The following is a 25734-nucleotide window of genomic DNA, read 5'->3' on the forward strand; positions in this document are numbered from 1 at the left end:
CTTGCTCCAGGCCGCCCGCCCGTGCCGGGTCGCGGCGAAGGGAGGGACAGGACCCGCTCGCGGCGAGGCCATCAGGCGAGGGCAGGAAGCGCGGAGAAAGGAGCGGAGCCTTGGAATGCACGTGGTGATCTTTGCTGGTGGCGCGCTGCGTCCGAGCGTTCTGGTTGAGGATGCGCTGCGCCAGGCGGACCTGATTCTGGCGGCAGATGGCGGTGCAGAGAGTGCCATTCGCCTGGGGAGGTCGCCAGCGGCTGTCCTGGGAGACCTGGATTCGCTCGCCCCAGCCCTGGTGGCTCAACTGGAGGCTGCTGGCTGTCGTTTGCTGCGCGCGCCTGTCGAGAAGAACGAGACCGATAGCGAGCTGGCCCTCCAGTACGCTATCGAGCAGGGGGCGACAGCGGTGACTATCCTGGGGGCCTTGGGAGGGACGCGCTGCGATCACGCGCTGGCCAACGTGCTGCTGCTGGCGGCCTACGATCAGGTGGCCCTGCGCCTGATCGATGGGCCATCTATCTGCTGGCTCCTGCGCGGTCCGGGCACGGCCCTGGTCCGTGGTCAGACGGGCGACCTGGTCTCGCTGCTGCCGCTGGCGGGCGACGCGCAGGGTGTTTCTACTCAGGGGCTTTACTACCCCCTTCACGGGGAGACGCTCTTCTTTGGGAGGCCCCGTGGCCTCAGCAACCAACTGACGCAGCCGGAGGCCAGCGTGACCCTGATCAGAGGTCAGCTTCTGATCATCCATACACGCTGCGACCTCCTCTGAGCCAGCCCTCACCGCCAGCCCGCGGCCAGTCAGCGGCAAGCTGACTTTCTCCCGAGACTAGCCGCTGCTGCTCACGGTCCAGATACGCACGACCTTTCCCCCTGCGGAGGCCAGCAGTCCGCCGTCGGGCGACCAATCCACTGCCGTCACGCTCCCTGCGCCCTCTTCATAGGTATAGAGGGGGCTATAGGCGGTAGCACTGGCCTGCCAGATCGTGGCTTGCTTGCCGCTGCCCACTAACAGCAGGCGACTATCGGGCGACCAGGCCAGAGCTGTGCAAGGCGACGACGAGACAGGCTGGCCACCAAGAAAGGTGCTGCCTTCCAGGCTGATCAGAACGACCTGGCCATTGGCGCCGGCGCTAGCCAATTGTGAGCCATTGGGCGACCAGGCCAGCGCCAGCAGAGCCACGGGCCGCCCACTTACGGCATCCAGCACGCTATGACGGGCGCTCAGGCTGGCGCTGCGCGTGTCCCACAAGAGGACGTTGCCCTGTTCATCGGCGCTGGCCAGTGTGGTAATCGCGGGCGACCAGCTCAGGGCATTGACCGGCACCCGACTCCCCTCAAAGAGCAACCAGCGGCGCGCGCCAGTGCTGGCCTCCCAGACCTGGATGCTGCCATCGTCCCCCCCCGACGCGAACAGGCCCAAGGCGCTGCCTCTGACAGCCCGCACCCCTCCTCGGTGGCCGCGATAGACAAGCAGGCGCTGTCGCTGAGCCACATCCCAGACCTGAACGGTGCCATCTTCGCTGCTGGAAGCCAGAATGCTGGTTCCTGGAAGCCAGGCGAGGGAGGTAATGGCGGCCCGATGATCATCGTAGCGCAAGAGCAGCTCGCCGGAGAGCGGTTCCCAGACGTGGACCGCGTGGGCCTGGTCGCCTGAAGCCAGATACTGGGCATCTCCGGAGAAGGCCAGGGCGCGCACCGGGGCTTGATGGCCAGTATAGCTCAGGGCCAGGCGGACCGTCACGCGCGGGAGCGAGAGGAGACTCGACGCCGGCGAGCGGGCGAAGACTGTCGGGGTCTGGAGGCTGGCCGAGGCCGGCAGCAGGGGCAGGTCCAGCTCGCGCGCTCCGAAGATGCCTACGACCGCCCCCAGGACAAAGGGGCCAGCGATGAGCAAAAGCCGGCGTGACAGGGCAGAGGACGGGTGAGCGGTGGCACCAGGTCCGGCGACGGCTGGCGTCGGTCTGGCAACGGCGATCTGTCTGGCCGCGCGCTGGCCTTTCTCCAGCGACTGGGCTGGCCGCTGGCGCGGTTTACGACTTCCGGCCCGCGGGGAGCGCGGCAGACGATGGCGGATCGACTCGAGCTGGCGCCGCACCTCCGCTACGCTGGCCGGCCGTTTCTGCGGGGAGATCTCGACCATGCGTTTGAGCAGCTCTTCCAGCTCCAGAGGCAGCGTCGGGTCAAAGGAGCGCAGGGGAGCGAAGCGCAGCGGAGCCGCCGCGGGATCAACTCCCGTCAACATCTGGTGGAGCGTGGCCCCCAGCCCATAGATGTCGGCCTGGGGCGTGCTCTGCGTTCTGCCATACTGCTCGGGAGCCGCATAGCCGGGCGAGCCGAGCGCCAGCGTATCCCGGCTCTGGCCCGGCTTAAAGCGTCGCGCAATGCCAAAGTCAATCAAGCAGACTCGGCCGGAGACGCTATCAAGCATGATATTGGCCGGCTTCAAGTCGCGGAAAACGATCGGCACGGGACGCGAATGCAAATATTCGAGTACCGTACAGAGCTGAATAGCAATCTCCAGGGCCTCGTCAGGAGGGAGACGCCCCCCCTGGCTGCGCTCCAGACGCGTTTCAAGCGTCTCGCCCTGGATAAATTCCATCACCAGATAGCAGCAATCCTGCTCTGTAAAATACTCGTAGACTTCCGGCAGGCTGGGATGATGCAAGGTCGCCAGCAGCGAGGCCTCCCTGTAGAAGGAGGCCATTGTTTCAGCGGCCAGACGCGGCTCCAGGTGAAAGGCCACGATCTCTTTGATGGCGACGCGGCGCTCGCCCTCGTGCAGATCGCTGGCCTCATAGACAGCGCCGGAGCCGCCGCGTCCCAAGATGCGCAAAATATGATAGCGCTCCCGCAAGACCATACCGGGCCAGAGCGGCACTAAGGAACGGCCCTCGCCCGGCTCCCCCTCCGCATCCAGCTCGAGCCTGACCGCATCCGGCTCGTCCTTCGCCGCGGAAGAGGCTGGTGAGGCTCCTGGATCGCTAACCGGGGCAGCAGAGGAGGGGAGGGATGCCTGGCAAGCATGGCAGATCTGGCTTCCCTGGCTGTTGGCGGCTCCACATATCGGGCAAAAAATGTACTGGTCGGATGTTTGCATAATGGTGGTTCTTCACACCAAGGCTAGAGCAGCTTATCGAGCAGACAGATCCAGCACGGCAGGATATCCATCTATTAGAAGAAACGAAGAGAGCGCGCTGAGGTATCTACCTGCTCGGGCCTTGCCTGCCTCCTTACCTGCTTCAACCAGGAGCAGCCTTTCCGACGACTAGCCGCCCAGAGTTCAGGGGGGAGAGCAGGCAAGCAGCTAGCTCTCCCCCTGGCTGTGGTAGTATCGCGCAGCGCCGCCTCCTCAGTGCGGCAAGAAGGCGTTGGTATAGAGCGAGTCGAAGTTTAACGAACGTACTACCTGGCCGCTGCTATTCTTGATCTGGCCGGTATCCAAGATAAACTGGGGATAGCCATGCCAGGGAGCGGAGTCCTGCCAGCCCCACTGGCGGCCCGGGTCAGCGTAGCGCGGACTCAAGAACTCCTGGCTGGCGAGGACCAGGCCAGGATCAGGGAAGGTACCCTTGGGGGCCTCCTTGAGCAGCATCTGGGCCGCTTCACGCGGATGCTGGCGTGCATACTCGTAGCCGCGCGCCGTCGCCGCCATGAAGCGCCTCAGCACATCCGGCTCCTCCTTGATCTGACGTGGCCCCGTAATCAGCGTTGGGGTATAGTAATCGGGAATGCCATAGCTGGTCACAGGAAAGACGTTGAGCTGCACCCCCTGGCGCTGAGCCTGAATGACCTCCCAGCCCTCGAATACCCAGACGAAGTCGACCCGCCCGCTCTCCAGGGCCTGCATACTATCGACATCCAGAGTAACGCTGCGAAAGACCCCCTTGCCGCCGTCGTGCCTGATGATAGCGCTGACGACTGCCGTCTCATAGGGCGCCCCGAAGGCCGCATAGACTTTGCCATCGAGGTCGCGCGGGCGCTTCAAGCCGGACTTGGCCAGTGTCACCAGAGCCGAAGTATTGTGTTGGATAATGGCTGCAATCGAGACCACCGGCTGGTCGAGAGCTGCATCAGTGACCACGCCCTCGGTGGAGCTGATGCCCACGTCGGCTTTGCCAGTACTGACCAGCACATCGGGTGAGACATTTGAAGAAAACGGGAGAATCTCCAGTCTGATCCCCTCCTGGGCATACCAACCCTGGGCCAGCGCCACATAAATGCCCGTGTGATTGGTGTTCGGCGTCCAATCAAGCGCCAGCTTGACGGTCGTCAGGGGGCGAGCCGTACCGCTGCCCGCCGGTCCCAGGCCGCTGCCAGAACTGGTCAGGTGCTGCTGCCAGAGAAAGGCCCCCACGACGACCACGATGACCAGGATGGGGATCACAATGCTTAACGTCAAACGTGTTCTGTTGCTCATGGCGACATATCCTTTCAAGCAGATAAAGCAGGAGAAGAGCGAGAGCAGGGTCCCTCAGCGCCGCGTACGAGCCTGGGTAAAATACCAGGGGAGGGCCAGGCGCTCGCAGAGGGCCACCAGGCCAAAGAGCAGGATGGTCAAGACCACGGTAATCAGCACTGCCGCCAGCACGTTGGCCATCGCGAAGGAGTTGGCCGAGGTCTCCATATAGAGGCCCAGGCCCTTTTCTGCCCCGACATATTCGCCGACAATGGCCCCCGTTACGCTGTAGGTGACCGCAATGCGCAGACCGGAGAAAAAGGCCGGCAAGGCCCCTGGCAAGCGCACCAGCCAGAGGATCTGCCAGCGGGAAGCGCGCATACTCCGCAGGAGCCTGATCAGCTCCGGCTCGACGCTCAGCAGGCCGTCGGCGCAGGCCACGGCAATAGGGAAAAAGCAATAAAGGATCACCAGCAGGATCTTGGGAAGCAGACCATAGCCGAACCAGACCAGCAGCAGCGGCGCCAGCGCGACCATCGGGATGGTCTGCGAGGTAAGCAGCAGTGGGTAGAGGGCCCGCCGTACCCAGGGGGAGAGATCGAGCAGAATAGCGATCAGCAGGCCCAGCACCACCGAGATAGCCAGGCCAAGCAGAGTCTCGACCAGCGTCTGCAGAGTATGCTCATAGAGAAGGTCCCAATTGGCAGCCAATGCCAGCAGCATCGCCGTTGGCGTGGGCAGAACAAAGGGACTCACATGGGCCAGACGCACATAGCTCTCCCAGATCACTAGAAGAAGCGTCGCCAGAATGATGGCCGGTCCATAGCTGGCCAGCTTACGCAACATGCTCAGGCCCTTGCCATTCATGCCGTCTGCTCCTTCAGTAGCAAGCCAATTAACTCCTGTTCAAGGCTGGCGGCCTCAGCGCTGGCCAGTTGTTCGGGGCGCCGCGGACGTGGCAGCCCCACCTCGACGACGCGCAGCACCCGCGCCGGGCGGGCGCTGAAGACGTAGATGCGATCGGAGAGCAAGATGGCCTCGCGCACATCATGGGTGATAAAGAGAATGCTGGCCTGCAAACTTCGCCACAACTCCTGCAGCCACATCTGCAGGGAGAGGCGCGTCAGAGCGTCCAAGGCCCCAAACGGTTCGTCGAGCAGGAGAAAGGAGGGGTGAAAGAGGACGGTGCGCAGCAAGGCCACGCGCTGGCTCATGCCCCCCGAGAGCGAGGCCGGATAGTGGTCGGCAAACTCACTCAGGCCAAAGCGCTTGAGCAGTTCCCGCGCCTGCTCTTGCGCCCTCTTGCGCGGGATACGGCGAATGTCGAGGCCCAACATCACGTTCTCCTCAACGGTACGCCAGGGCAGGAGCAGCGGCTGCTGTGGCATATAGCCCGTTTTTCCAGCTCGGTCGCCATTCACCTGCCCGTCAAGGATAATGGTGCCGCCGCTCGGCTCCTCGACGCCGGCAATAATGTTGAAGAGGGTACTTTTCCCGCAGCCACTCGGTCCGATGATGGTCACAAACTCGCCCTCGTTGACCAACAGGTCGATGCCGGCCAGGGCCTCCACGCGCTGCCTGCCGGTACGGTAGCTGTGCGTGACCCCCTCAAGCCGCAATTTGGGAGACTGCATCGTATTGCTCCAATGACGCAAAAAACGCTGCTCTACACGGCAGCCAGGCACGCAGGCTGCAGCGCTGAGGGGAAAGCCGAGCTGGCCGCCGCTCGCGGGCAGGGAACTGGAGCGGAGATCTGGAGGACAGAGCTACAGCGTTGAGCACTGAAGAGAGGAGGGGAAAGTGAAACCAGAGACCACACGTCTGCCTCTTGCTCCAGGCCGCTTTCTGCCCGAGGCCCTTCCGAGGCAGGCCCGAAAGCGGCAGCTTTGGGGCAACGAGGCGGGTCGCTTGCTCATAGGCATCCCCCTCGCTGGCTCGCTCGGAGCTGGAATACATCTTGCGAGCGCCGAGAGCGGATGCGCTCGCCGCTTCCCTCCGCTGGCATTACCCAGATCAGGTTTTCAGGGTCGGCAAGCCATCCATCGATGGCCGCCCTCTCAGCCTGAAACGGCTCCCCTAGCAGCGCCATTGGTTGACGACAATCCCAGGCCAGGCTGTCTGTGATGCTCTCTTGAATGAAAACCGCAGGTACTGCGCCGCATGCCCAGTTGGGCCGCCTGGTCGTCAGCCCTTGCACCGGTATTATAGCCCATAAGCACGACCGCTGTGAAGGGAGCGTGGCCCGAGCCGGGCAGGCGGAGCGGCGGCGGCTTTCCCCCACCACTACCACCTGACCCCCGTCTGACACTCACCTTTAGGGCGGCGGACGTGTTAGAATAAAGACTACCCCTACCAGGCACTGGCCGCGGCTGCCACTGGCCCGAGAGAGGAAAGGGCCAGGCCAGCAGACCGGCCAGGCGAACGCGGCAGGCATGGTTCCACAGGGTGCGCTCTCAGCCTCCCCCATCCATGCAGCCAGCTAGCCAGCCGGCACAGCGGGCATAGTGCCCGAGCGAGGGCGGCGAGATCGCCCAGCGGGGTAGAAGGACAGACGAGAGAAGAGAGGAGAGCGGAGGCATGTCCGGTAGACTCGGCATCGAACTGCTGGTTATCTTTCTATTAATGGTCGCCAACGGCTTCTTTGCGGCCTCAGAAATCGCAACGGTGTCAGCCCGACGTGGCAGGCTGCAGCAGCAGGCTGAGGCGGGGAAGAGACAGGCCCGACAGGCACTGGAGTTGGCCGAGGAACCGGACCGCTTTCTCGCCACCGTCCAGGTAGGCATCACGCTGATCAGCACGCTGGCTGCGGCTTTCAGCGGTGCCAGTCTGAGCGTTCCCCTGGCGGCCTGGCTGCGCACTCTGCCCGTTGTTGGCGCCTATGCCGACAGCCTGGCCCTGGCCATCGATGTCCTGCTGATCACCTACTTCACCCTCGTGATCGGTGAGCTGGCACCCAAGCGCCTGGCTCTGCAACATGCCGAGAGCGTGGCCTGTGCCGCTGCCCCGATCATGACCCTGCTCTCGCGCATCGCCCGCCCCATTGTGGGCCTGCTCACGCTCTCCACCAACCTCCTGCTACGTCTCCTCGGCCAACGCAGCGAGGTCCAGCCCGAGGTCACCGAAGAGGATATCGTCTATCTGACCCACGAAGGCTTCACCAGCGGAGCCGTCGAGCGCGAAGAAGAGGAATTCATTCGGCGCGCCCTGCACTTCGCCGACCGCACGGTGCGCGAGGTGATGCGCCCCCGCAGCGAAATCGTGGCTATCGAGGCCAGCGCCTCCCTCCAGGAGGTTGCGCAGCTCTTCCGAGAGAGCGGCTACAGCCGCCTGCCGGTCTATCGGGAGACGATCGACAATATTCTTGGCATCCTGCACGCGAAAGATCTGCTCTACATGCTGACCGGCAGCAACAGCCGCGACTACCTGCGTCTGCTACGGACACCGCTCTTTGCCCTGGAGCAGCAACACCTGGATGACTTGCTGCGCCGCTTCAAGCGAGAGCGAGCCCAGATCGCCATTGTGATCGACGAATACAGCCAGGTAAGTGGCCTGGTCACAATGGAGGACCTGCTAGAGGAGCTGGTGGGCGAGATCCAGGACGAGTACGACCTGGACGAAGAACGCAGCATTGTGCAGCGAGAAGACGGCTCATGGCTGGTCGACGGCCTGGAGAGCTACGAGACGGTTCGTGAGCAGATCGGGCTGCCACCCATTCCCGAGGAAGAGCGCGGCCAATACAGCAGCCTTGCCGGTCTGGTCCAGGCCCATCTTGACCGCATTCCTCACGAGGGGGACCGGCTTACCCTGGGCAACTTCGAGCTGGAAGTGGTCGATATGGATGGCCGGCGCGTCGATAAGGTCTTGATTCGCCAACGCCAGTCAGAGGAGCCGGCGCCCGAAGACGAACGGCAAACCTCGGCCTGACAGCCTCCCCCAGGTCAAGGGTTCCAGCCAATCGGAGAAGCCCACCCTGCCCTGACTGGGCCTCGGTCCCGGCCTTCTCCCCGGCTGGCGGGCTGGCTGGGGCGAAGCACTGACCAGCCCCAGGTCTGGCTGGCGACGGCCGTCAGGAGGACGAGCGCGGCGCCGGTCGCCCGCCAGCCCTCGCTTTCGGTAGCATCGAGATAGCAACCGGGAGGAAGGGAGAGAGGGAAAGAGGCAGCCCTGCCGCAACGGCCAGCAGCGCTACGTGAGCGAGAGAACTAGCTTTCCAAAGTTCCGGTTCTCGCCCATATAGCGGTGAGCTTCGGCGATCTCCTCCAGCGGATAGACACGCTCGACGACCGGCCTGACCTTGCCGCTCGCCAGCAAGGGAAGCACCGAGGTCGCAAAGCGGCGCGTGACCGCCAGCTTCTCCTCCAGGCTGCGGGCCCGCAAGGTCGAGCCGCGGATCTGCAAGCGTTTGGCCATCAGCAGCCCGAGATTGATCTCGGCCTGGGCCCCTCCCATCGTGGCCAGAATGACCATTCGGCCCCAGGGAGCCAGGGCCTCCATATTCTGGGTCAGATAGGCAGAGCCAACGAAGTCCAGCACCACATGCACGCCCTGGCCCTGAGTCAGGCGCTGCACCTCGGCAGCGAAATCCTGAGCAGCGAGGGCGTGGTCCAGTCCCAGCCCACGAGCCTGCTCCAGCTTGGCCGGCGTTCGTGCGGTACCGAAGGTGGTGGCCCCAACAGCGTGGGCAAGCTGAATGGCCGCCGTGCCCACGCCGCTGCCAGCAGCATGGATCAGAACGCGCTCGCCCATCTGCAGGCCCGCCTGCGTGAAGAGGGCATCGTGAGCGGTCATGAAGACCTCGGGGATGGCAGCCGCCTGCTCAAAGTCAAGATTGTCTGGGACCTCAACTAATAATCCTTCATGAACTACAATGTACTCGGCCTGGGCCCCTCCGCCAGCCAGGCCCATCACACGCTGGCCTGGCCGCCAGCGACGCGCCAGTGGCCCCAGAGCCTCGACAGTTCCCGCGAACTCTAGACCGGGAATATCAGGGGGCACATCGGGCGGCGCCGGATAGCCGCCCGCGCGCTGCAGCAAATCGGCACGGTTAAGGCCAGCAGCATGAACGCGCACACGCACCTGATCGCCCTGGGGCTCCGGCGTCGGCACCTCGCGCACGGCAAGGACCTCGGGACCGCCAGGACGAGTGATCACAACTGCTCGCATCAAAGCTCTTCCTCCATTCCATCAGGTTCCATTCGACTAGCCAGATGATTCGAGACGGCAGGCTACTTGCGTCCCTCGCTTTCTCGCTTTGGCCCTCAACTTAACCTTATCACATTTCGCTCTGAGACGCTGGCTCTGGCCAGCTAGCTCTGCCTGTCCTGGTACCTATCCTGGCGCCTCCCTTCCCGCCTGGCCTATCACCTGGTCTGACGCCTGGACGACTGCCAGGAGGGAGCGTGTTCGCCCGGCAGAGGCTATGGTATAATGGCCCAAGAATCCCTGGCTCGCAAGCCTGCAGATCGGGCCTGGAGAGAGAAGGCTACCAAGAGACACAGGCAGAGGAGAGAGAGGAGAGGACGCAGCTTCTATGTTTACCCTTAGCGACATCCGTCAAGCCTGCGGCGACAGCGCTCGCTTCTACGGCCTGGCCTCCCCGGAAACGGAGCGCCTTTTTCCGGCAGCCCACCACGATAGCCGCCAGATCGAGCCTGGAGACCTGTTCATCGCGCTCAAGGGTCAGCATGTCGATGGCCATCGCTTCATCCCGGACGTTGCCCGCAAAGGGGCTGGCGGCGTTCTCTGCAGCCAACCTGCCGAGGACGTTCCTTCTTCCTTCTTGCAGATCGTGGTCCCTGACGTCCTCCAGGCCCTCCACGCCATTGCGCGCCAGCGCGCCCAGCGGCAAGATGGCACCATCTTTATCGGCATCACCGGTAGCAATGGCAAAACCAGCACCAAAGAAGCCATCGCCACCGTTCTCAGTCGGCAGGCGCCGACCCTTAAAACCTTCGCTTCGTATAACAACGAGATCGGCTATCCTCTGACGTTGCTGCGATTAGAGCCACAGCACCGCTACGCCGTTCTGGAGATGGGGGCCCAGTGGGTTGGCGAGCTGGCCTGGCTCTGCAGAACCATCGCCCGCCCGCACTGGTCAGTAATTACCAACGTCGGCAGCGCACACCTTGAATTCTTCAAATCGGTCGAGGGCATCGTCCAGGCCAAAGGCGAACTTGTCGAGGCCCTGCCAGCCGACGGGCTAGCCTTTCTCAACTACGACGACCCGCGGGTCCGTGGCATGGCGGCCCGCACCCAGGCCCGCGTCGTCTACTATGGCACAGCCGAGGAGGCCGAAGTGCGAGCCATTCCCGACGGCGGTGACCCACTGCGCGGGCGGCATTTCCAGCTCAGCTACCACGGCGAGCGCTGTCCGGTGCAGCTGCACATTCCTGGCGACCATGGCATCTACATCGCCCTCGCGGCGGCGGCGGTTGGCTGTGCCGCCGGCCTACCCCTTAGCGAGATTCGGGCCGCACTGGAGTCGCTGGCACCGGTCAAAGGGCGCGGCGAAATCAAGCCAGGACCAAACGGCAGTACCCTTATCGACGACAGCTACAATGCCAGTGCCGAATCGATCATCGCCATCGCGCGTGCCATGCAGGCCACGCCCGTTGAAAACGGCGGGCGGCGCTGGGCCGTGCTGGGCGACATCTTCGAGCTAGGTCCTCACGCCGAGCGTGAACACCGCCGTGCCGGCGAGGCCCTGGGCAGTCTGGTTGACTATGTGGTAGCCATCGGCGACCAGGCTCGCTACTATGTCGAGGGCGCTCAGGCCGCCGGCCTGCCCGCGGAGCGCACCCACTACTTCCCTGCCGACCCGCGGGACCGTTCCTCCCTGGAAGAGGCCAAGCGCGCAGCGGCTGCCCTGCTCGTCGCGGAGGTCCAATCCGCCGACCTGGTCCTGCTCAAAGGCTCGCGCGGCATGGCTATGGAGACCATGCTTGGCCTGTGGTCAGCCGGGCAGGCCATCAGTCCAGAATAAACGGGAAGAGAGGAAGGAGAGAGCAGAGCATGCAGCATCCGCAACAAGGAAGGCACAAGCTTCGCGTCGGCGTCATCTTTGGTGGCCGTTCAGGCGAACACGAAGTCTCCATCGCCTCTGCCACCTCCATCATCGAGCACCTCGACCCCAACAAATACGAGGTCGTCCCCATCGCCATCACCCAGGAAGGTCGCTGGTTGCTGGGAGCCGGACCTCAGCATCTGCTAGCCGCCGAAAGAGAGCAGACAAGCGGGGGCCTCAGCGAGAGCCTGGCGGTTACCCTGCCTGGCGACCCCACAGTGGGACACCTGGTCCCACTGAGCCAGCCAGAGAGGCCGGAGCAGGTCGCCACAGCCGGCCAGCTAGACGTTATCTTCCCAGTCCTGCACGGCACCTATGGCGAAGACGGCACCCTGCAGGGCCTGCTTGAAATGGCTGGGGTCCCTTACGTCGGCTGCGGCGTCCTTGGCTCGGCTCTCGGCATGGACAAAGAAAAAATGAAAATGATCTTCCAGGCCGTCGGCCTGCCCATCGTCGACTACCTGGTTTACCGTCGTCACGAGTGGGAACGGGATCCCGTTTCCATCGTCGCCGCCATCGAGGCCCGACTCGGCTATCCCTCTTTCGTCAAGCCGGCCAACCTCGGCTCCAGCGTCGGCATCAGCAAAGCCCACAACCGCGCCGAGCTGGAGCAGGCTATCGCCCTGGCCGCCGAATATGACGGCAAAATCATCGTCGAGCGCGGCATCGACTGCCGCGAGCTGGAGTGTGCCGTGCTGGGCAACGACGAGCCACTGGCCTCGGTAGTCGGTGAGATCATTCCGAGCAACGAATTCTACGACTATCGCTCCAAGTACATCGATAACCGCTCACAGATCGTGATACCTGCCGATCTGCCGCCGGAGAGCGCCGAGCTGGTGCGCCACTATGCCGTCAAGGCCTTCCTCGCCCTCGATCTGAGCGGCCTGGCGCGCGTCGACTTCTTCCTGGAAAAGGCCAGCGGGCAGCTTTACGTCAACGAGGTCAACACCATGCCCGGCTTCACCACCATTAGCATGTATCCCAAGCTCTGGCAGGCCAGCGGCCTCTCTTACGAGCAGCTACTCGACCGACTGATCGAGCTAGCCCTGGAGCGCCACGCTGATCGGCAGCGCAACCGCACTCGGCTCCAGCTCTAACTGATATCCTGCTCATGCCAGGCTATGAGATCCAGTCCAGGCCGTGCTCCCGCCAGAGCGAGAGCAGACGGAGGCCAGGTCCGCCCAAACCCGCCGCGAAGAGAACCAGGAGACAGAGAGAGACTATGGTCCACATCCAACACAAGCGTAGCAGCCGTACCACCATCGCCGCCATCAGCGTTGAGCCGCTCAATATCCCCTTGCTGGAGCCATTCACCATTGCAACCGGCAGCACCAGCGAGGCTCGCAACGTGCTCATCACGATCACGCTGGAAGACGGCAGCGTCGGCTACGGAGAGGCCGCGCCCTTCCTGCCCAGCCTGGGCGAAGACCAGAACACGGCCCTGGCTGCCGCCCATAGCTGCGCCGCTCTTCTGCAAGGCAAAGACGCCGCCCAGTGGCGCAGCCTGGCCCGCCTCTTACGCAGCCTCTATTTCAGCCAATCCTCCGTCTGCGCCGGCTTCGAAATGGCCCTTCTTGACGCCCTGACGCGCTCCTACGGCCTACCTCTTTACGCCTTCTTTGGGGGAGCCGGCAACGCAGTCGAAACCGACATCAGCATCCCCCTGGTCGATCCCGAGCACGCTTACGAGCTGGCGCGGGCCGCTGTCGAACGCGGCATTCGCACCATCAAGATCAAGGTCGGCAGCGACATCCGCCAGGACGTCGCGCGCGTCGAGGCCGTACGCGAGGCCGCGCCCAACGTGGGGCTGACCCTGGACGCCAACCAGGGCTACACCCCCGCCGAGGCCCTTCTCTGTCTGGAAGCCCTTGACGAGCGCGACATCCGTCCGCTGCTTCTCGAGCAGCCTGTGCCCAAAGACGACTACGAGGGACTGCGCTACGTCACTCAGCACAGTCGCGTTCCGGTCGCCGCCGACGAGAGCGCTTACAGTGCAGCCAACGTCGCCCACCTGATCGCTATGGGCGCCGTCAACGTTGTCAACATCAAACTCATGAAAAGCGGCATCGTCGAAGCGCTGGACATCGCCGCCGTTTGCCGCGCCACCCATACCCAGCTCATGGTTGGCGCCATGATGGAGTCGCGCCTGGCCATCAGCGCGGCGGCCCACTTTGTGGCCGGGCTGGGCGGCTTTCGCTTCATCGACCTGGACACCCCGATGTTGCTGGCCGCCGACCCCTTCACCGGTGGCTACGAGCAGCGCGGCGGCCTTTACGACCTCTCGGGCGTCGAAAGCGGCCTGGGCATCAGCCGGCGCCAGTGAGCAGGCAAGCCGGGCAGGTCCAGAGACCAGCGAACCAGTGAAGGAGCGGGCGAAAAAGCCTGAGCCAGGCGGGAGGGAAGCAGCAGGAGGAGACGCTAGCGATAGGAGGAAGCCTGTAGATTGAAGAGTTCGGCGTAGCGTCCCCTAAGCGCCATCAGCTCCTCATGGCTGCCCTGCTCAACCACCTGGCCCCGCTCCAGGACCAGAATGTGGTCAGCCACACGTACCGTCGAGAAGCGGTGCGAGATAAAGATGGCGATGCGCCCGCGCGTCAATTCGCGCATGCGTGCGAACAGCTCGTGCTCGGCCTGGGCATCGAGGGCCGAGGTCGGCTCGTCGAGAATGAGGATCTGGGCATCGCGCATGAAGCCACGGGCCAGGGCCATCTTTTGCCACTCGCCGCCCGAGAGGTGATGGCCCTCCTCAAACCAGCGCCCGAGCATGGTTTCATAGCCCTGGGGCAGGCGCGCGATCACCTCATCGGCCCCACTCTTCTGAGCCGCTGTTGTGATGCGGGTCCGATCCTCTATAAAGTCGACCTGACCAACGCCGATGTTTTCCCGGGCCAGTAGCTGGTACTGCACGAAATCCTGAAAAATGATGCCGATCTCGCGACGCAGCTCATCGGGATCATACTCGCGGATATCGTGACCATTGACCAGAATCTGACCCTCCTGGGGATCATAGAGGCGCGCCAGCAACTTGACGAGCGTGGTCTTGCCGGCCCCGTTGCGGCCCACAATGGCCAGGGTCTGACCAGCCTCCAGCTTAAAACTGACGTTGCGCAGAGCCGGCTCCCGTCGCCCCTCATAGCAGAAAGTCACGTTGCGGAACTCGATCCCGCCTGTAAAGGGACGCTCGAGCGGCACAGGATTGGCAGGGCGCGGCATCTCCGGACGCAGAGCCAGCACCTCAAAGAGGGTGCTCAAATACAAATTATGCTCATACATCGATGAGAAGCCGCTCAGAATGTTTTGAAAGTTATTCTGCACCGAGTTAGCGGCCTGGGTATAGAGCGTCAGGTCGCCGATGGAGACGCGCCCATAGATGGCCTGGATGGCCACATAGAGGAAGGTGCCGCTGCTCACCAGCGTTGTCAGTGTCCCCCAGGCGAAGCCCGCCAGATAGCGCCGCACCACCAGTCGGCGCTCCTCACTGAGGAAGCGCTCGGCGAAGTGCTTAAAGCGCTCGATAAAGAAGGGTCCCAGATTGAAAATCTTGATCTCCTTCTGATAGGAATCGGTGGTCAGCAGATTGACCAGATAGGCCTGCATGCGGCGATCTTGAGACTGGCGCCTTCTGAGTTGGAAGCCGCGCCAGCCATAGCGCGCATCGGCGATAAAGGCAGGGAGGGGCGCGACGAGAGAGATGACGGCCAGCCACCACTCCAGCCGAACCAGCAGGACAATCATTGAGCCGAAGGTCAGGGCATTGCGCAGCAGGCTAAAGGTGCCAGCGATCATCATCACTGGGCGCAGCATCGCCTCTTGCTGCACCTGCTGCAGCTTATCGTAGAACTCCGAGCGCTCGAAGAAGGCCATGTCGAGGGTATGGGCATGGGCAATAAGGAGATATTGTACGCGGCTGGACGTCTCATCCTGCAGGATCTGCTGAAAAGTATTGCTCAGGGTACTCAGGAGGCTCATTAAGAGGTTGAGCAGCAGTTGCAGGCCGGCGAGGATAGCGATCAGGCGCAGATAGTAGGCGGCACGCGCGCTCTCGCGGATGGCCATAACCACGGCATCCAGCAAGAGCTTATTGAGATAGATCGTCGAGGCCGGCACGAAGGCCAGCAACAGGGTAGTCAGAGCCAGGCCCAGAGTCAGCCAGGGATTGGTCTCCCAGACCAGGCGCAGAGAGCGTGCCAGGCCGGCCAGGGCCCCTGGCACGCTCCTCACAAAGCGGACGAGACGCTCTCGCCAGGAGAGGGCCTCATCGTCTTCGCTCTGCTGCCTGAAGGGTGAAGGTCTGCGCATCATGTGCGGCGTATGATAGAGCATTTTCCCCTATAGCGTCGATTTGATGTATTGCGCTGCCCGGTGGGCCAGCGCCATGATCGAGAGCATCGGGTTGACGCCGGAGGGCGAGGGGAAGACGCTACCATCGCAGACAAAGAGGCCACGCACACCATGTACCTCGTGGTTGCCATCGACGACCGCTTGCCGGGGGTCATTGCCCATACGGCAGGTTCCCATCTGGTGGGCCGTAAAGACCATGAGGCGATTGGGAGCCAGGCCGTGGCGTTCAAGCTGGCGCTCAAAGTTACGGAACTGCCGTTCATCGAGAGCGCCATCTTCGGCACGATCAAGGCGCGTGCGCCGCGTATGCAGCGAGAGCACAGAGCGCGCTCCGGCGGCAAAATGCACGCGCGCCGCCTGCCCTATGCCATGAAGCAGATGGCGACGATCGTAGACTGAAACCACGTAATCGATGACAGGCTCCCCATCCCTGGCCAGCGAGACACGGCCCTCGCCTCGATCGCGCGTCAGCACGATGAAGGCCGCGACATAGGGAGCCTGCAGCAGCTCGCGGCGGTAGTCGCGCGCCGACCACCAGGGCATGGCCACGCCAAGCATGCCCGGATGAACAGGGGCAGTCTCTAGCTTGTAGCCGTAGGTGCCATCCAGATGACCGAACTGGTTGCTGTAGGCCGACTGCAGCACCCCTTTCCAGGGGTAAATCTTGTCTGGATAGAGGCCGGCGACGACCGCTGTCGGGTGCAGATAGAGGTGGCGCCCAATATGCGGGTTGCTCAGGCCGGAACGCAGCAAGATGGCCGGAGAATGAATGGCGCCCGCTGCCACAATGACGGCACGCGCCCGCACAGTCAGACGGCTCAGACGCCCACTCTGGGGATCACGCACGCTGGCCAGGACACCGACGGCCCGTCCCTGCTCGATCAGGACACGCTCAGCGCTGCAGTTGACGATGATGCGCGCGCCCGCCTCAAAGGCGTCCTGCAAATAGGTCTTGAGCGTCGATTGCTTGCAGCCGTAACGGCAGCCGAAGCAACAGGTACCGCAGCGCTGATTACAGCCAACGGCATTGCGCCGCAGGACGCCAGCATGGTAGCCGAGGGCCGTACAGCCATCGGCCAGCACCTGATTCTGCCGGTTGTGAGCGCTGTTCTCCAGATTGACGCTGATGCGCTCCTCAACGGCGGCGAAGCTAGCCTGCAGGCCCTGGCCCGTCAGTTCACTGACTCCCGATCGCTTTGCCCACTCGTCCAGGATGTCCTCCGGCGTTCTGAAGGAGGTCATCCAGTTGACGACCGTCCCTCCACCCAACGTGCTGCCGGCCAGAACGGTGATGCCGAGGTCGCGCGAGGTCAAGAGGCCACGCTGCAGGTAGAGTTCGGTCATTCCTCGCCCTTCCTCAACCGGAAAGGTCTCTTCATTATAATACCCCCCTTTTTCAAGGACCACCACGCTCTTGCCAGCGCGGGCCAGCTCGCCAGCGACAACGCCCCCGCCGGCTCCGGAACCGATGACCACGGCGTCGGCCTCGAGCACGGTGTCGCCCTCGACAGGAAAGGGTTGGAGCGGACGCACCAGACTGGCCGGCGGGTCCTGCGGCGGCGCGTAGTCCAGAACTTCCCAGTTGGGATTGCGACCTCGCTCGTCGAGAGCCGCAAAGAAGATGAAGCCAGCCAGACGTTTCATGGCCTGGAAGCCCTGACGTAGCAGGCCCAGCGGACTGTTGGCCAGAGCCAGTAGATAGCGCTCGCGCAGTTCTTGGGGTAGACGTGCAAATGGCTGCGGCCTGCCAACCAGGACCAGGGAGGTCAGCGGACTGCGGAGCAGGGCGAGTAGCTGGCGAATCTGCCCTTTGCGCTCTTCGCTCTCCAGGGCCAGCATCTCGGCCATCCGCTGGGCAACCTGCAGGTCGGCAGCTCGCCGGCGATAATAGGCGGCTTCCTCGGCGCTCACCCCCGGCGGTGGCTCCAGCGAGGGAAGCAGGGTGTCACAAACGACTTCGAGGATGGCAAACTCGCCAGGCGAGAGCCACGTCGCTCCCTGACTCTGACGCTGCAAGATGGGCGATAGCACTGTGGAGGAGATGGTCATTGAGCGTACCTCCTTCTTTCGCTCAATATCAATGATCATGCCAACGTCGCATGATTCTGGGCAAAGCGATGCAGCCACAGTCAAGAGATGACATATCTCTATAGTGTAGGTAAGTATAGCATAATCTGACCTGCCCCTCAGGCACCCTTAGACCATCCGAGGCCGCTCCCCAAGGGCCTTCAGCCCCTCCTGACAAATCTGACTGACAGTCAGTCAAGAAAGCCCGGCGCAGGCGGAGAAACGGGGAGAGGGGTTCTGTCCAGGGCCAGGGCATAGCAGGCAGGCGATCTGCGAGCGAAGGGGAAGGAGAGGAGTGGCAACCGAAGAGGGGGAGCGCGGAGAGAAGGCTGGAGGCCATGGCTGACGAAGTGGGGCAGGGAAGGAGGGGGCCGAGGGGGCCAGCTCCCAACTGGCCAGACGGGCCAGGCCGTGAGGTGTGGGCAGGAGCAGATCTGGAAGATCCGGGGAAGGGTCTGGCCAGGGCCAGAGCTGAGCGCAGCCTCCCGTCCTGGCAACCCTGAGATGGGATGGTGGGGTAGGAAGGTGACGGCCTGGAGTGGCCTGTGGGCAGTTCCAGGCGCTCAGCTCTGGCTGTGCTGCGAGAGGCAGCCATCCTGATGGAAATCGGTTTGAAGGAGGCGCTGCGGCATCAAGCGAAAGAGGCCCGTCCCGATCTGGGCCGCATTCGTTAGTGTTCGCAGAGCCATCAAGGCCCCGATGCGTGTCTCCTCGCTATAGTCCAGCAGTTCAACCATGTGGTCGAACTCGGCCTGGGTCAGCACCTCATAGGAGAGATCGGGGCGCACCAACATTGTCAAGTCAAGATCGACGTAGCGTACTCCCGCCGCCTCGATCGTTGGCGGCAGGATAATGGTTGCATAAGTATAGAGCAGGTCGCAGCCATGATAGAAGGCACTCAACATATACCAGCGCTCTGGCCAGAAGAACTGGAGGCAATGATGACGGAGTGGGCGTGTGCCAGTGGTCCATTCCATCAGCGTGCCAGCGGGCAGCCAGAGCCGCAGGCAGTCGGCGCTTGGCTCAGGCGGTGGAGGATCGCTGAGCTGCACCTCGGGCGAGAGGCGACAGGCACGCCAGGTGCCGCGCGGCACTCCATCATAGCTGCGGCTCTCAACGCGAAAATCCGGTTGCATACGCATGCTTCTCCCTTCCATCCGCCTCATAGTACGCAAATCTGGCCGGTTCGTCAAGCTGGGCCGCGTGGCCAGAGCGGGTTGTTCTTTCTTCCGGGACTGCGGCCCTGGGCCTGCTGGTTCGGAGACCGGCGTGGCTATCTTCTCGCCCACGGATATAGTAGAATACTGCTATAGACTCGCCTTCTGCAATCGTCAGAGTCAGTCCGGCAGAGAGGGGCCTCCTGGGTCAGCAAGAAAACCGACAGGAGTTGAGAAAAGAGTAGCCAGAACATGCTGCGCTGTCCGCACTGTCAGACGCAGAATCCACCGCATGCCAAATTTTGCTTTGCCTGCGGTCTCCGCTTCCTGATCTGTTCATACTGTGGCACGGCCAATCCTCCCGTAGCCCGCTTCTGCATTGAATGTGGGCGCCCTCAAGGGCCGCCAAGAGAGGGGCAGGAGCCAGCCCCTGGCTGGTCGCCGTCGGCTCCGCTATCCGTGCCTGCTTCCAGCAGCAGCGGAGGGGAAGAAGAGGGAGGATGGTCAGCACCGCTTCCTCAGCAATTTGGGCCTGGGCCTGTACCAGCGCTGGTCTCTGGGACGACAGCGGCCAGGCTAGCGGCTTTGGGTACGCCCGAAGAGAGGCGGGTGGTGACCATTATGTTCGCCGATATTGCCGGCTCCACGCCCCTGGCGGACCACCTGGATCCGGAGGATCTGCGGGCCATCCTGGCCGGCTATTTTAACCTGATGACTGAGCAGATCCGGCGCCACGGCGGTACGGTCGAGAAATATATCGGTGACGCCGTCATGGCCGTCTTTGGTCTGCCGCTGGCCCACGAGGATGATCCCGATCGGGCCATTCGCGCAGCGCTCGATATGCAGGCCGCGCTGGCCCGTTTCAACCAGGAGCGCCGCCAGCGCGATCCGGAGGCCGTGCCTTTGCAGATGCGCATCGGTATCAATACTGGCGAGGTTGCTACACCTGGGCCAGATGGTGGCCTCAGCGGCCGCCGCGATTTTCTGGTCACCGGCGATGCCGTCAACCTGGCCGCGCGCCTTCAGCAGGTGGCCAGTCCCGACACCATTCTGGTTGGAGAGCGCACTTATCTGGCTACACGCGAGATCTTCCGCTTTCGTCCCCTGGCCCCCCTGCAGCTGAAGGGGAAGACAGAGCCGATTCGAGCCTGGGTTGTGCTGGGGCTGGTCGAAGAGCAGCCGACCAGTTCGTTGGAGGCGCGAGCCAGACGCGGTCTTCTGGCTCCCTTGATAGGGCGCTCGCTAGAGCTGACCCTGATGCATGCGACCTATGCGCGCGTCTTGGCCGAACGGCAGCCGCACCTGATTACGCTGCTCGGCCCTTCGGGTATTGGCAAGTCGCGCCTGGTGCACGAGTTCATCGAGCGCGAGCAGGAGAAAGCGCGCAGTGTCACTGGTGCGGATCAGCCTCCGATGCCGCTGGTCATGCACGGGCGCTGTCCACCCTACGGCGAGGGCATCACCTACTGGCCGCTGATCGAGATACTGCGGGCCTTGCTCCAGGTTCAATACAACGAGAGCGATGAGGAGATCCATCGCCGTTTCACCGCCTTCGTCAGCGACGTTTTGGAGCGAGCCGGGCACAAGGAAGACGCCGCAGGTGTGGCTGAGGCAATCCTGCTGAGCATCGGGCGCCAACTGGGAGCGGCGGCTACGCTGCCAGGCACGGAGCGTCGCGAGCGGCAGCGCGTGGCCCACGCTCGTACTTTGGAACAGAGTGGAACGCAGATTACCCTGCTACGCTCCTGGCGTGTCTTCCTCGCCGCTCTGGCCCAGCAGCAGCCGCTCATCCTGGTGATCGACGATCTGCAGTGGGCCGATGAGGCACTGCTTGACCTGCTGGAGCACCTGATGGAGCGCCTGAGCAACGTTCCGATCCTCTTGCTCTGTCCGGCGCGGCCCGAGTTTCTGGAGCGGCGCCAGGATTGGGGCGGGGGTCAGCGCAATTTCACGACCATTGTGCTGGAGGCCCTCTCTCCAGAGGAGAGCAGCGAGCTGGTGCGCGCCTTGCTGAAAAACTCAGAACTGCCAGAAGCTCTCTCTTATACGATCCTCTCCCGCGCCGAGGGGAACCCCTTCTTCGTCGAGGAGTTGATCCGCATGTTCATCGACCAGGGAATTCTGGTCTATGAGGAGGATAAGGATAGTTGGCGCGTGGCTCGCGAGAAAGAGCATCTCCTTGGTGAACTGGCCAGCCCAGCAGGTCCTCCCGATGATGCCTTGCTGGATCTCCACTATACGCTACCTTTGCCTCGTGTTCCGGATACCATTCAGGGGGTCCTGGCGGCCCGCATCGATCTGCTCAGTCCTGTGGAGAAGCACGTGTTACAAAAGGCGGCGATTATCGGGCGCACTTTCTGGCTCTCGGGCCTGCGGGAGCTAGCTGCCGATTTGGACGAGGAGACGCTTTTACAGACGCTGGAGTCGCTGATCACGCGCGACTTCATCTCTGAGTCGGAGCGGCGCGACCGCAGCCCGATTGAGAATGACCGGGTTTTTAGCTTCAAGCATATTCTGACGCGAGATGTTGTTTATCATACACTTTCACGTACTCACCGCGCTGTGAACCATGCCCGCCTGGCGCGCTGGCTGGAGGAGCAGGTCGCCGGACGAACGGAGCGCTTTGTCGAGCTGCTGGCCCACCATTACCAACAGGCTGCCGCCAACTGGACGCATAGCCTGCTGGCCGGTTTGGCCGAGGAGCCGGAGCCGGACCTGTCTCTGCGGGAGCTGCAGCGGCGAGCGACGCTTTATTTGACGAGCGCGGGCGATCAGGCCCTGCGCAGCTACTATACGATTCGCGCTATCCAGGCTTATAGCGATGCGCTGGAGTTGTTGAGCGAGAGCGGTGGGGAGCGACAGGCTCTGGCGCGCATGCACGAGAAGCTGGGTGACGCCTTTACGCAGCGTGCCAATCTTAAGGAAGCCTGGCAAGCCTACCGCCAGGCCCTGCAATTACTGGAGGCCGAGCCTGCACCTCCTTCCGACGATCTCCTCTATCTTTATGACAGCCTAGCTGAGCTGGCAACGCGCTGGGGTCCCTGGCATGATGCCCCCCCGGATATGGAGGAGGTCCGTTCGTATATCGACGCTGGGCTGGCTCTGGCTCACGATCAGGGGGACCGGGCTGTTTTTCTGACCTATCTGGCTCTGTGGCATATGCGCCATCGGGAGGAGAGTCTCGACGATGTCGATGAGCGTGCTCGCCGGGCGGAGCAGGCCCTCAAGAGTGCCCGCGAGGCTCGGCGCCTGGCAGAAGAAGCTCAGGACGTCGAAGCGCTCTGGCTGGCGCTCGATGCCCTCGGGGGCATCTACATGAAGCTCTGCGACTATGCGGAAGCTCATCGTATCCAGCACCAGCGTCAGCAGCTTCAGGCGCAGATCGCCCGTCAACAGGAGCGTCAGGATCGGCAGGAGCTGCATGATCTCTACTACTCCTTGGGATGGGTCCACTTTTTTATTTGCGATTATCCCACGGCGGCGCGCTGGTTCGGCGAGTCCTGGCAGATCGCGCAGACGATGGAAAGTCCGTCCCTGCTCTTGCTCAGCATGCTGGGGCGCATCCATGTCTGGTACGCTTGGGATCGCTGGGATGACGCGCGCGAGGCGGCAGAGAAGGCTCTACAGCTCATCGATCAATATCAGCTCGAGGAGGCCTGGGAAGTTGACGCCCTGAAGCACCTGGTCAGGATCGCCTTCCAGACTGGCGATTACGAGCGGGGGGAGCGCTATCTGCGCCGGCTCAGATTGCTCGGGGAGCAGGCGACCTCTCCCTTGCAGCGCCTGGATCTGGAGCTGGCCCTACAGCTTGCGCGCGAGGAATGGAGCGGAGCCGCCGAGACGCTCAAGGAGGAGATTCGTCGTCATGAGCCATTCGCTCGGCCAGAGCAGCAGGCCCTGTTAGCAGAGCTACTGATCCAGAATGGGGCGCCTCTCGAAGAGCAGAGCACCTGGTGCCAGCGCGCTCTGGCAGCGGCGCGACGCTCGCGAGCGCTAAAAGCCGAAGGTCGGTCCCTGCGGGCGCAAGGTCGCCTGGCGATGTCTATGCAGCATTGGGAGGAGGCCCGAACCTCCTTGCAGCAGGCTCTAGAGCTGTTCGAGCGCCTTGACCTGCCGTGGGAACGCGGCCTGACTCTCTACTACCTGGGTGAGCTTTACCAGAGGCGAGCAGCTAATGCAGAGCTGCCCAATGCGGCGAGCGAGTGGCGTGCTCTGGCTCGCCGCTACTTCAGGCAGGCGCTGGACTTCTTTAGAGCTTTGCACGCTGTGCGCGATATCGAGCGGGCCAACAGCGTTCTGCAAGAGCTGTGATCGCAGGCGACACAGATAGAGGGATCGTGCTAGCTAGAGACCGGCTTGAGAAGAGCGAGCCTTTGTCGGTGAGAAAAGAGAGGTCACAGCACTGGGTGAGTTCCGTCGTGCCAGCAGTCTTGATCGTGCCAGAGGCGCGTTGAGTCCCAGGTTGGTCCCATAGCCTGGGGCAGCGTGGCCAGGCGAACCCGTTGCAAAGCAGCCCCAGCCTCCAGTAGGTGGCCCTGGACGCTTCTTAAGGCCAGCTGTGGGGTATTGTTGACCTGACTCAGGTGAGCCAGCCAGATCCAGCGTAGACCATTGGCGCGCCAGGTCTGTAAGATGGCCTGGGCGGCCTGTTCGTTGGAGAGATGTCCAGTGGGGCTGAGAATGCGCATCTTTAGAGCGTAGGCATAGGGGCCGCGCAGGAGCCGTTCACGGTCATGATTGGCTTCGAGGATCAGCAGGTCGGCCTGACGCATGGCTTCCAGCATAGTCGGGGTTACTGAGCCGCTATCTACAATCACGCAGACGCGGCATCCTCCGGCGGACAGGAGGTAGCCACAGGGAGCGACGGCATCATGAGGGACCGGGAAGGAAAGGATCTCGACGTCGCCGAGCGAGCAGGAGCTACCGGCGGGCAGGGCCAGGGTGCGTCTGAGCGGTGGCGGTGCTAGCTTTCTCGGGGCCTTCTGTCTTGGGTCTGGATCCTTAAAGCCGGGAGGGCAGTCATGTCCTGGTATCTCCGCTTCGGGGGAGCTGCCAGGCTCGGCGTCGTGGTCCTGCCGCGGCCGTGGGTCGCTGGCCAGAGCCGCCAGGGTTGCCGGGTCGGAGATCACGAGAGGGGTATAGCGCTTGAGCAGGGTGGGAAGGGCCAGCGTATGGTCATCGTGCTCGTGGGTGAGCAGAACGGCGAGGATCTGGGAGGGAGAGACACCAGCGAGTTGCAGGCGGCTGACCAGCGTGCGGCAGGGTAAGCCTGCATCGACCAGGAGCCTGGTCCGTCCGTGGGGACCAGCTTCGACGAGCAAGGCATTGCCGCTGCTCCCGCTTCCCAGAGAAATCACGCGCATGTGCTCTTCACCTGGCAGCATTCATTGATGTGGATCAGAGGCCCGGTCTTTCTGCACGAGCCTCAGCGGGCGGGCTGCTCGGGGAGACCGAGCAGGAGGCGAGCATTCTCGCCCAGGATTTTGGCCAGCTCAGTGGCACTGAGGCCGGCCTCCTGAATATGATCGATGACGCGACGCTGGCGCAGTAGACCATAGTCGCTGGCAAACAAAATGCGTTCGATACCAACCAGTCTCGCCACCGTTGGGAAGATGGCAGGACGGTAGAGAAAGACCGTGGCAGCAGTATCATACCACACCAGGGAACAGGCTTGCTGCACCTCTGGCATCAGAGTATAAAAGGGTAGGCCCCCGCCCCAGTGAGCTGCAACGAAACGCACGTCGGGAAAAGCCGTCAGGAAGGCCACCACGTCGGCTAGAGAGACATCGCCCTTGCCTGGATAGAGATGGCCTACCGGCTCACTGCAATGCGAAAGGACCAGCAGGCGGTAGTGGCGCACTACCTCGATGAGGGGAGCCAGGAGCCGTATGTCGCTCAGTCGGTAGCCCTGGCCGTGCGGCATGAGTTCGCCCATGCCGATCATGCCGGCGCGAGCACAGCGTTCCAGCTCGCGGACTGCCCGTTCGCCAGCCGTTGGTAAAACTACCGCCATGCCGTAGATGCGGCCCGGATAGCGGCGCATGGCCTCCAGAACATAGCTGTTCCCTTCCTCGATGAGGCCCGGGTCGGTCCAACCGAAGGAGAAGGCCACAGCGGCATCCACGCCGGAGGCATCCATCTCTGCGATCAGATCCTCGGCAGTAGCCAGCCTGGCACGAGGATTGGCATAGAGGGTGCGAAACCAGGGGTCACGCTCGCAGTAGCGCTCGCGTTGCGAGCATACCTGAGGAGGGAAGAGGTGGGTATGGAAATCAATGATCATACGCTGCCTCGCCTCGAGAGGCGTCAGGGTCACAGACACAAAGAAAGGGCGCCGCTTCGCTCAGGCTGCGCGCCCCTTTTTCCTGCTTCCTTACCTTTTCTTTCTTGCTTGCTTGTACAAAAGCAACGGCGAAACAGGGAGAACCTTACAACTGAGCAGCGTCTTGCCTCAATTTTGCTGAGAGAGCTACCGTCGTGACGGCGGGAAAGCGTCGCGCGCTCCACCCTTGACAGTAGTAAGGCACTCAGTGATCTTTTGCAGCACTGCACTCCTCAAGCGGATTAATGGGAAGGCACAAGCCGTTCGGTCATTAGGGCCGGTCAGCTGCACCTGTTACCAGGTGTCCACCTCCGGTCTATCAACCAGGTCGTCTTCCTGGGACCTTATCTGTCCTGTTGGGACAGGACAGCGGGAAGCGCCTCTTGGGGTCGGC

Annotated in this window: 16 protein-coding genes, 1 rRNA gene, 1 pseudogene and 1 riboswitch; of the genes and pseudogenes, 7 read left to right on the plus strand and 11 right to left on the minus strand. The window is 62.9% G+C overall.

Annotated features, from left to right (window positions below; all coding sequences use genetic code 11):
* Positions 1 to 115 precede the first annotated feature (115 nt).
* Positions 116 to 763, plus strand: coding sequence for a thiamine diphosphokinase (locus ACFMO7_RS22185; protein WP_376797663.1), 648 nt, complete (start codon positions 116 to 118; stop codon positions 761 to 763).
* 57 nt (positions 764 to 820) lie between these two features.
* Here ACFMO7_RS22185 and ACFMO7_RS22190 read toward each other — a convergent pair whose 3' ends face one another.
* The 4 genes from ACFMO7_RS22190 to ACFMO7_RS22205 all read right to left on the minus strand — a co-directional run bounded on the left by ACFMO7_RS22190 (position 821) and on the right by ACFMO7_RS22205 (position 6024).
* Positions 821 to 3091, minus strand: a complete 2271-nt coding sequence (locus ACFMO7_RS22190; RefSeq protein WP_376797664.1) for a WD40 repeat domain-containing serine/threonine protein kinase — start codon at positions 3089 to 3091, stop codon at positions 821 to 823.
* A gap of 252 nt (positions 3092 to 3343) precedes the next feature.
* Positions 3344 to 4411: an ABC transporter substrate-binding protein gene (locus ACFMO7_RS22195; protein ID WP_376797665.1), complete on the minus strand. Its 1068-nt coding sequence runs from the start codon at positions 4409 to 4411 to the stop codon at positions 3344 to 3346.
* A gap of 54 nt (positions 4412 to 4465) precedes the next feature.
* Entirely contained in the window at positions 4466 to 5257 is a 792-nt protein-coding gene (locus tag ACFMO7_RS22200) for an ABC transporter permease (RefSeq protein ID WP_376797666.1), read from the minus strand.
* Positions 5254 to 6024 carry an ABC transporter ATP-binding protein gene (locus ACFMO7_RS22205; RefSeq protein ID WP_376797667.1) on the minus strand — a complete coding sequence of 257 codons (771 nt, stop codon included), beginning with the start codon at positions 6022 to 6024 and terminating at the stop codon, positions 5254 to 5256. Before ACFMO7_RS22205 ends, ACFMO7_RS22200 begins: the two co-directional genes overlap by 4 nt.
* Positions 6025 to 6363: 339 nt before the next feature.
* A riboswitch (TPP riboswitch) is annotated at positions 6364 to 6478 on the minus strand.
* Between the two features lie 489 nt (positions 6479 to 6967).
* On the opposite strand from ACFMO7_RS22205, the gene ACFMO7_RS22210 reads away from it, so the two are divergent.
* Positions 6968 to 8314, plus strand: coding sequence for a hemolysin family protein (locus ACFMO7_RS22210; RefSeq protein WP_376797668.1), 1347 nt, complete (start codon positions 6968 to 6970; stop codon positions 8312 to 8314).
* 261 nt (positions 8315 to 8575) lie between these two features.
* Here the strand turns inward: ACFMO7_RS22210 and ACFMO7_RS22215 are convergent, their stop codons facing one another.
* A complete protein-coding gene (locus ACFMO7_RS22215) occupies positions 8576 to 9553 on the minus strand; it encodes an NAD(P)H-quinone oxidoreductase (protein ID WP_376797669.1) in 978 nt (325 codons plus the stop codon).
* A gap of 367 nt (positions 9554 to 9920) precedes the next feature.
* Between ACFMO7_RS22215 and murF the strand changes: the two genes are divergently transcribed.
* The 3 genes from murF to ACFMO7_RS22230 all read left to right on the plus strand — a co-directional run bounded on the left by murF (position 9921) and on the right by ACFMO7_RS22230 (position 13776).
* Positions 9921 to 11372 carry a UDP-N-acetylmuramoyl-tripeptide--D-alanyl-D-alanine ligase gene (gene murF / locus ACFMO7_RS22220; protein ID WP_376797670.1) on the plus strand — a complete coding sequence of 484 codons (1452 nt, stop codon included), beginning with the start codon at positions 9921 to 9923 and terminating at the stop codon, positions 11370 to 11372.
* A 29-nt stretch (positions 11373 to 11401) separates the two neighbouring features.
* Complete coding sequence (locus ACFMO7_RS22225) at positions 11402 to 12550, plus strand: D-alanine--D-alanine ligase family protein (RefSeq protein WP_376797671.1); 1149 nt, start codon at positions 11402 to 11404, stop codon at positions 12548 to 12550.
* Between the two features lie 125 nt (positions 12551 to 12675).
* On the plus strand, positions 12676 to 13776 hold the full coding sequence (locus ACFMO7_RS22230) for a dipeptide epimerase (protein WP_376797672.1): 1101 nt from the start codon (positions 12676 to 12678) through the stop codon (positions 13774 to 13776).
* 95 nt (positions 13777 to 13871) lie between these two features.
* Here ACFMO7_RS22230 and ACFMO7_RS22235 read toward each other — a convergent pair whose 3' ends face one another.
* The 3 genes from ACFMO7_RS22235 to ACFMO7_RS22245 all read right to left on the minus strand — a co-directional run bounded on the left by ACFMO7_RS22235 (position 13872) and on the right by ACFMO7_RS22245 (position 18997).
* Entirely contained in the window at positions 13872 to 15776 is a 1905-nt protein-coding gene (locus ACFMO7_RS22235) for an ABC transporter ATP-binding protein (protein ID WP_376797673.1), read from the minus strand.
* A gap of 6 nt (positions 15777 to 15782) precedes the next feature.
* Positions 15783 to 17843, minus strand: a complete 2061-nt coding sequence (locus tag ACFMO7_RS22240; protein WP_376797674.1) for a GMC family oxidoreductase N-terminal domain-containing protein — start codon at positions 17841 to 17843, stop codon at positions 15783 to 15785.
* Between the two features lie 581 nt (positions 17844 to 18424).
* Positions 18425 to 18997: a DUF402 domain-containing protein gene (locus tag ACFMO7_RS22245; protein ID WP_376797675.1), complete on the minus strand. Its 573-nt coding sequence runs from the start codon at positions 18995 to 18997 to the stop codon at positions 18425 to 18427.
* A gap of 273 nt (positions 18998 to 19270) precedes the next feature.
* On the opposite strand from ACFMO7_RS22245, the pseudogene ACFMO7_RS22250 reads away from it, so the two are divergent.
* Both ACFMO7_RS22250 and ACFMO7_RS22255 read left to right on the plus strand, forming a co-directional pair.
* Positions 19271 to 19411, plus strand: a pseudogene (locus ACFMO7_RS22250) (zinc-ribbon domain-containing protein); the annotation flags it as partial.
* A gap of 216 nt (positions 19412 to 19627) precedes the next feature.
* The gene (locus ACFMO7_RS22255) at positions 19628 to 23329 is read left to right on the plus strand and encodes an adenylate/guanylate cyclase domain-containing protein (protein WP_376797680.1); all 3702 of its coding nucleotides are present in this window, start codon (positions 19628 to 19630) and stop codon (positions 23327 to 23329) included.
* A gap of 83 nt (positions 23330 to 23412) precedes the next feature.
* On the opposite strand, the gene ACFMO7_RS22260 is transcribed toward ACFMO7_RS22255, so the two are convergent.
* The 3 genes from ACFMO7_RS22260 to ACFMO7_RS22270 all read right to left on the minus strand — a co-directional run.
* The gene (locus ACFMO7_RS22260; protein ID WP_376797676.1) at positions 23413 to 24381 is read right to left on the minus strand and encodes an MBL fold metallo-hydrolase; all 969 of its coding nucleotides are present in this window, start codon (positions 24379 to 24381) and stop codon (positions 23413 to 23415) included.
* A 62-nt stretch (positions 24382 to 24443) separates the two neighbouring features.
* Complete coding sequence (locus tag ACFMO7_RS22265; protein ID WP_376797677.1) at positions 24444 to 25301, minus strand: amidohydrolase family protein; 858 nt, start codon at positions 25299 to 25301, stop codon at positions 24444 to 24446.
* A gap of 290 nt (positions 25302 to 25591) precedes the next feature.
* Positions 25592 to 25734: ribosomal RNA gene (locus ACFMO7_RS22270) — 23S ribosomal RNA — on the minus strand; the annotation flags it as partial.

It is taken from the genome of Thermogemmatispora sp. (assembly GCF_042408735.1).
Taxonomy (GTDB): Bacteria; Chloroflexota; Ktedonobacteria; order Ktedonobacterales; family Ktedonobacteraceae; genus Thermogemmatispora.

Coding starts and splice junctions, on each gene's coding strand:
- ACFMO7_RS22185 (WP_376797663.1), top strand. CDS start 116: ATGCACGTGGTGATCTTTGCTGGTGGCGCGCTGCGTCCGAGCGTTCTG.
- ACFMO7_RS22190 (WP_376797664.1), bottom strand. CDS start 3,091: ATGCAAACATCCGACCAGTACATTTTTTGCCCGATATGTGGAGCCGCC.
- ACFMO7_RS22195 (WP_376797665.1), bottom strand. CDS start 4,411: ATGAGCAACAGAACACGTTTGACGTTAAGCATTGTGATCCCCATCCTG.
- ACFMO7_RS22200 (WP_376797666.1), bottom strand. CDS start 5,257: ATGAATGGCAAGGGCCTGAGCATGTTGCGTAAGCTGGCCAGCTATGGA.
- ACFMO7_RS22205 (WP_376797667.1), bottom strand. CDS start 6,024: ATGCAGTCTCCCAAATTGCGGCTTGAGGGGGTCACGCACAGCTACCGT.
- ACFMO7_RS22210 (WP_376797668.1), top strand. CDS start 6,968: ATGTCCGGTAGACTCGGCATCGAACTGCTGGTTATCTTTCTATTAATG.
- ACFMO7_RS22215 (WP_376797669.1), bottom strand. CDS start 9,553: ATGCGAGCAGTTGTGATCACTCGTCCTGGCGGTCCCGAGGTCCTTGCC.
- murF (WP_376797670.1), top strand. CDS start 9,921: ATGTTTACCCTTAGCGACATCCGTCAAGCCTGCGGCGACAGCGCTCGC.
- ACFMO7_RS22225 (WP_376797671.1), top strand. CDS start 11,402: ATGCAGCATCCGCAACAAGGAAGGCACAAGCTTCGCGTCGGCGTCATC.
- ACFMO7_RS22230 (WP_376797672.1), top strand. CDS start 12,676: ATGGTCCACATCCAACACAAGCGTAGCAGCCGTACCACCATCGCCGCC.
- ACFMO7_RS22235 (WP_376797673.1), bottom strand. CDS start 15,776: ATGCTCTATCATACGCCGCACATGATGCGCAGACCTTCACCCTTCAGG.
- ACFMO7_RS22240 (WP_376797674.1), bottom strand. CDS start 17,843: ATGACCATCTCCTCCACAGTGCTATCGCCCATCTTGCAGCGTCAGAGT.
- ACFMO7_RS22245 (WP_376797675.1), bottom strand. CDS start 18,997: ATGCAACCGGATTTTCGCGTTGAGAGCCGCAGCTATGATGGAGTGCCG.
- ACFMO7_RS22260 (WP_376797676.1), bottom strand. CDS start 24,381: ATGCGCGTGATTTCTCTGGGAAGCGGGAGCAGCGGCAATGCCTTGCTC.
- ACFMO7_RS22265 (WP_376797677.1), bottom strand. CDS start 25,301: ATGATCATTGATTTCCATACCCACCTCTTCCCTCCTCAGGTATGCTCG.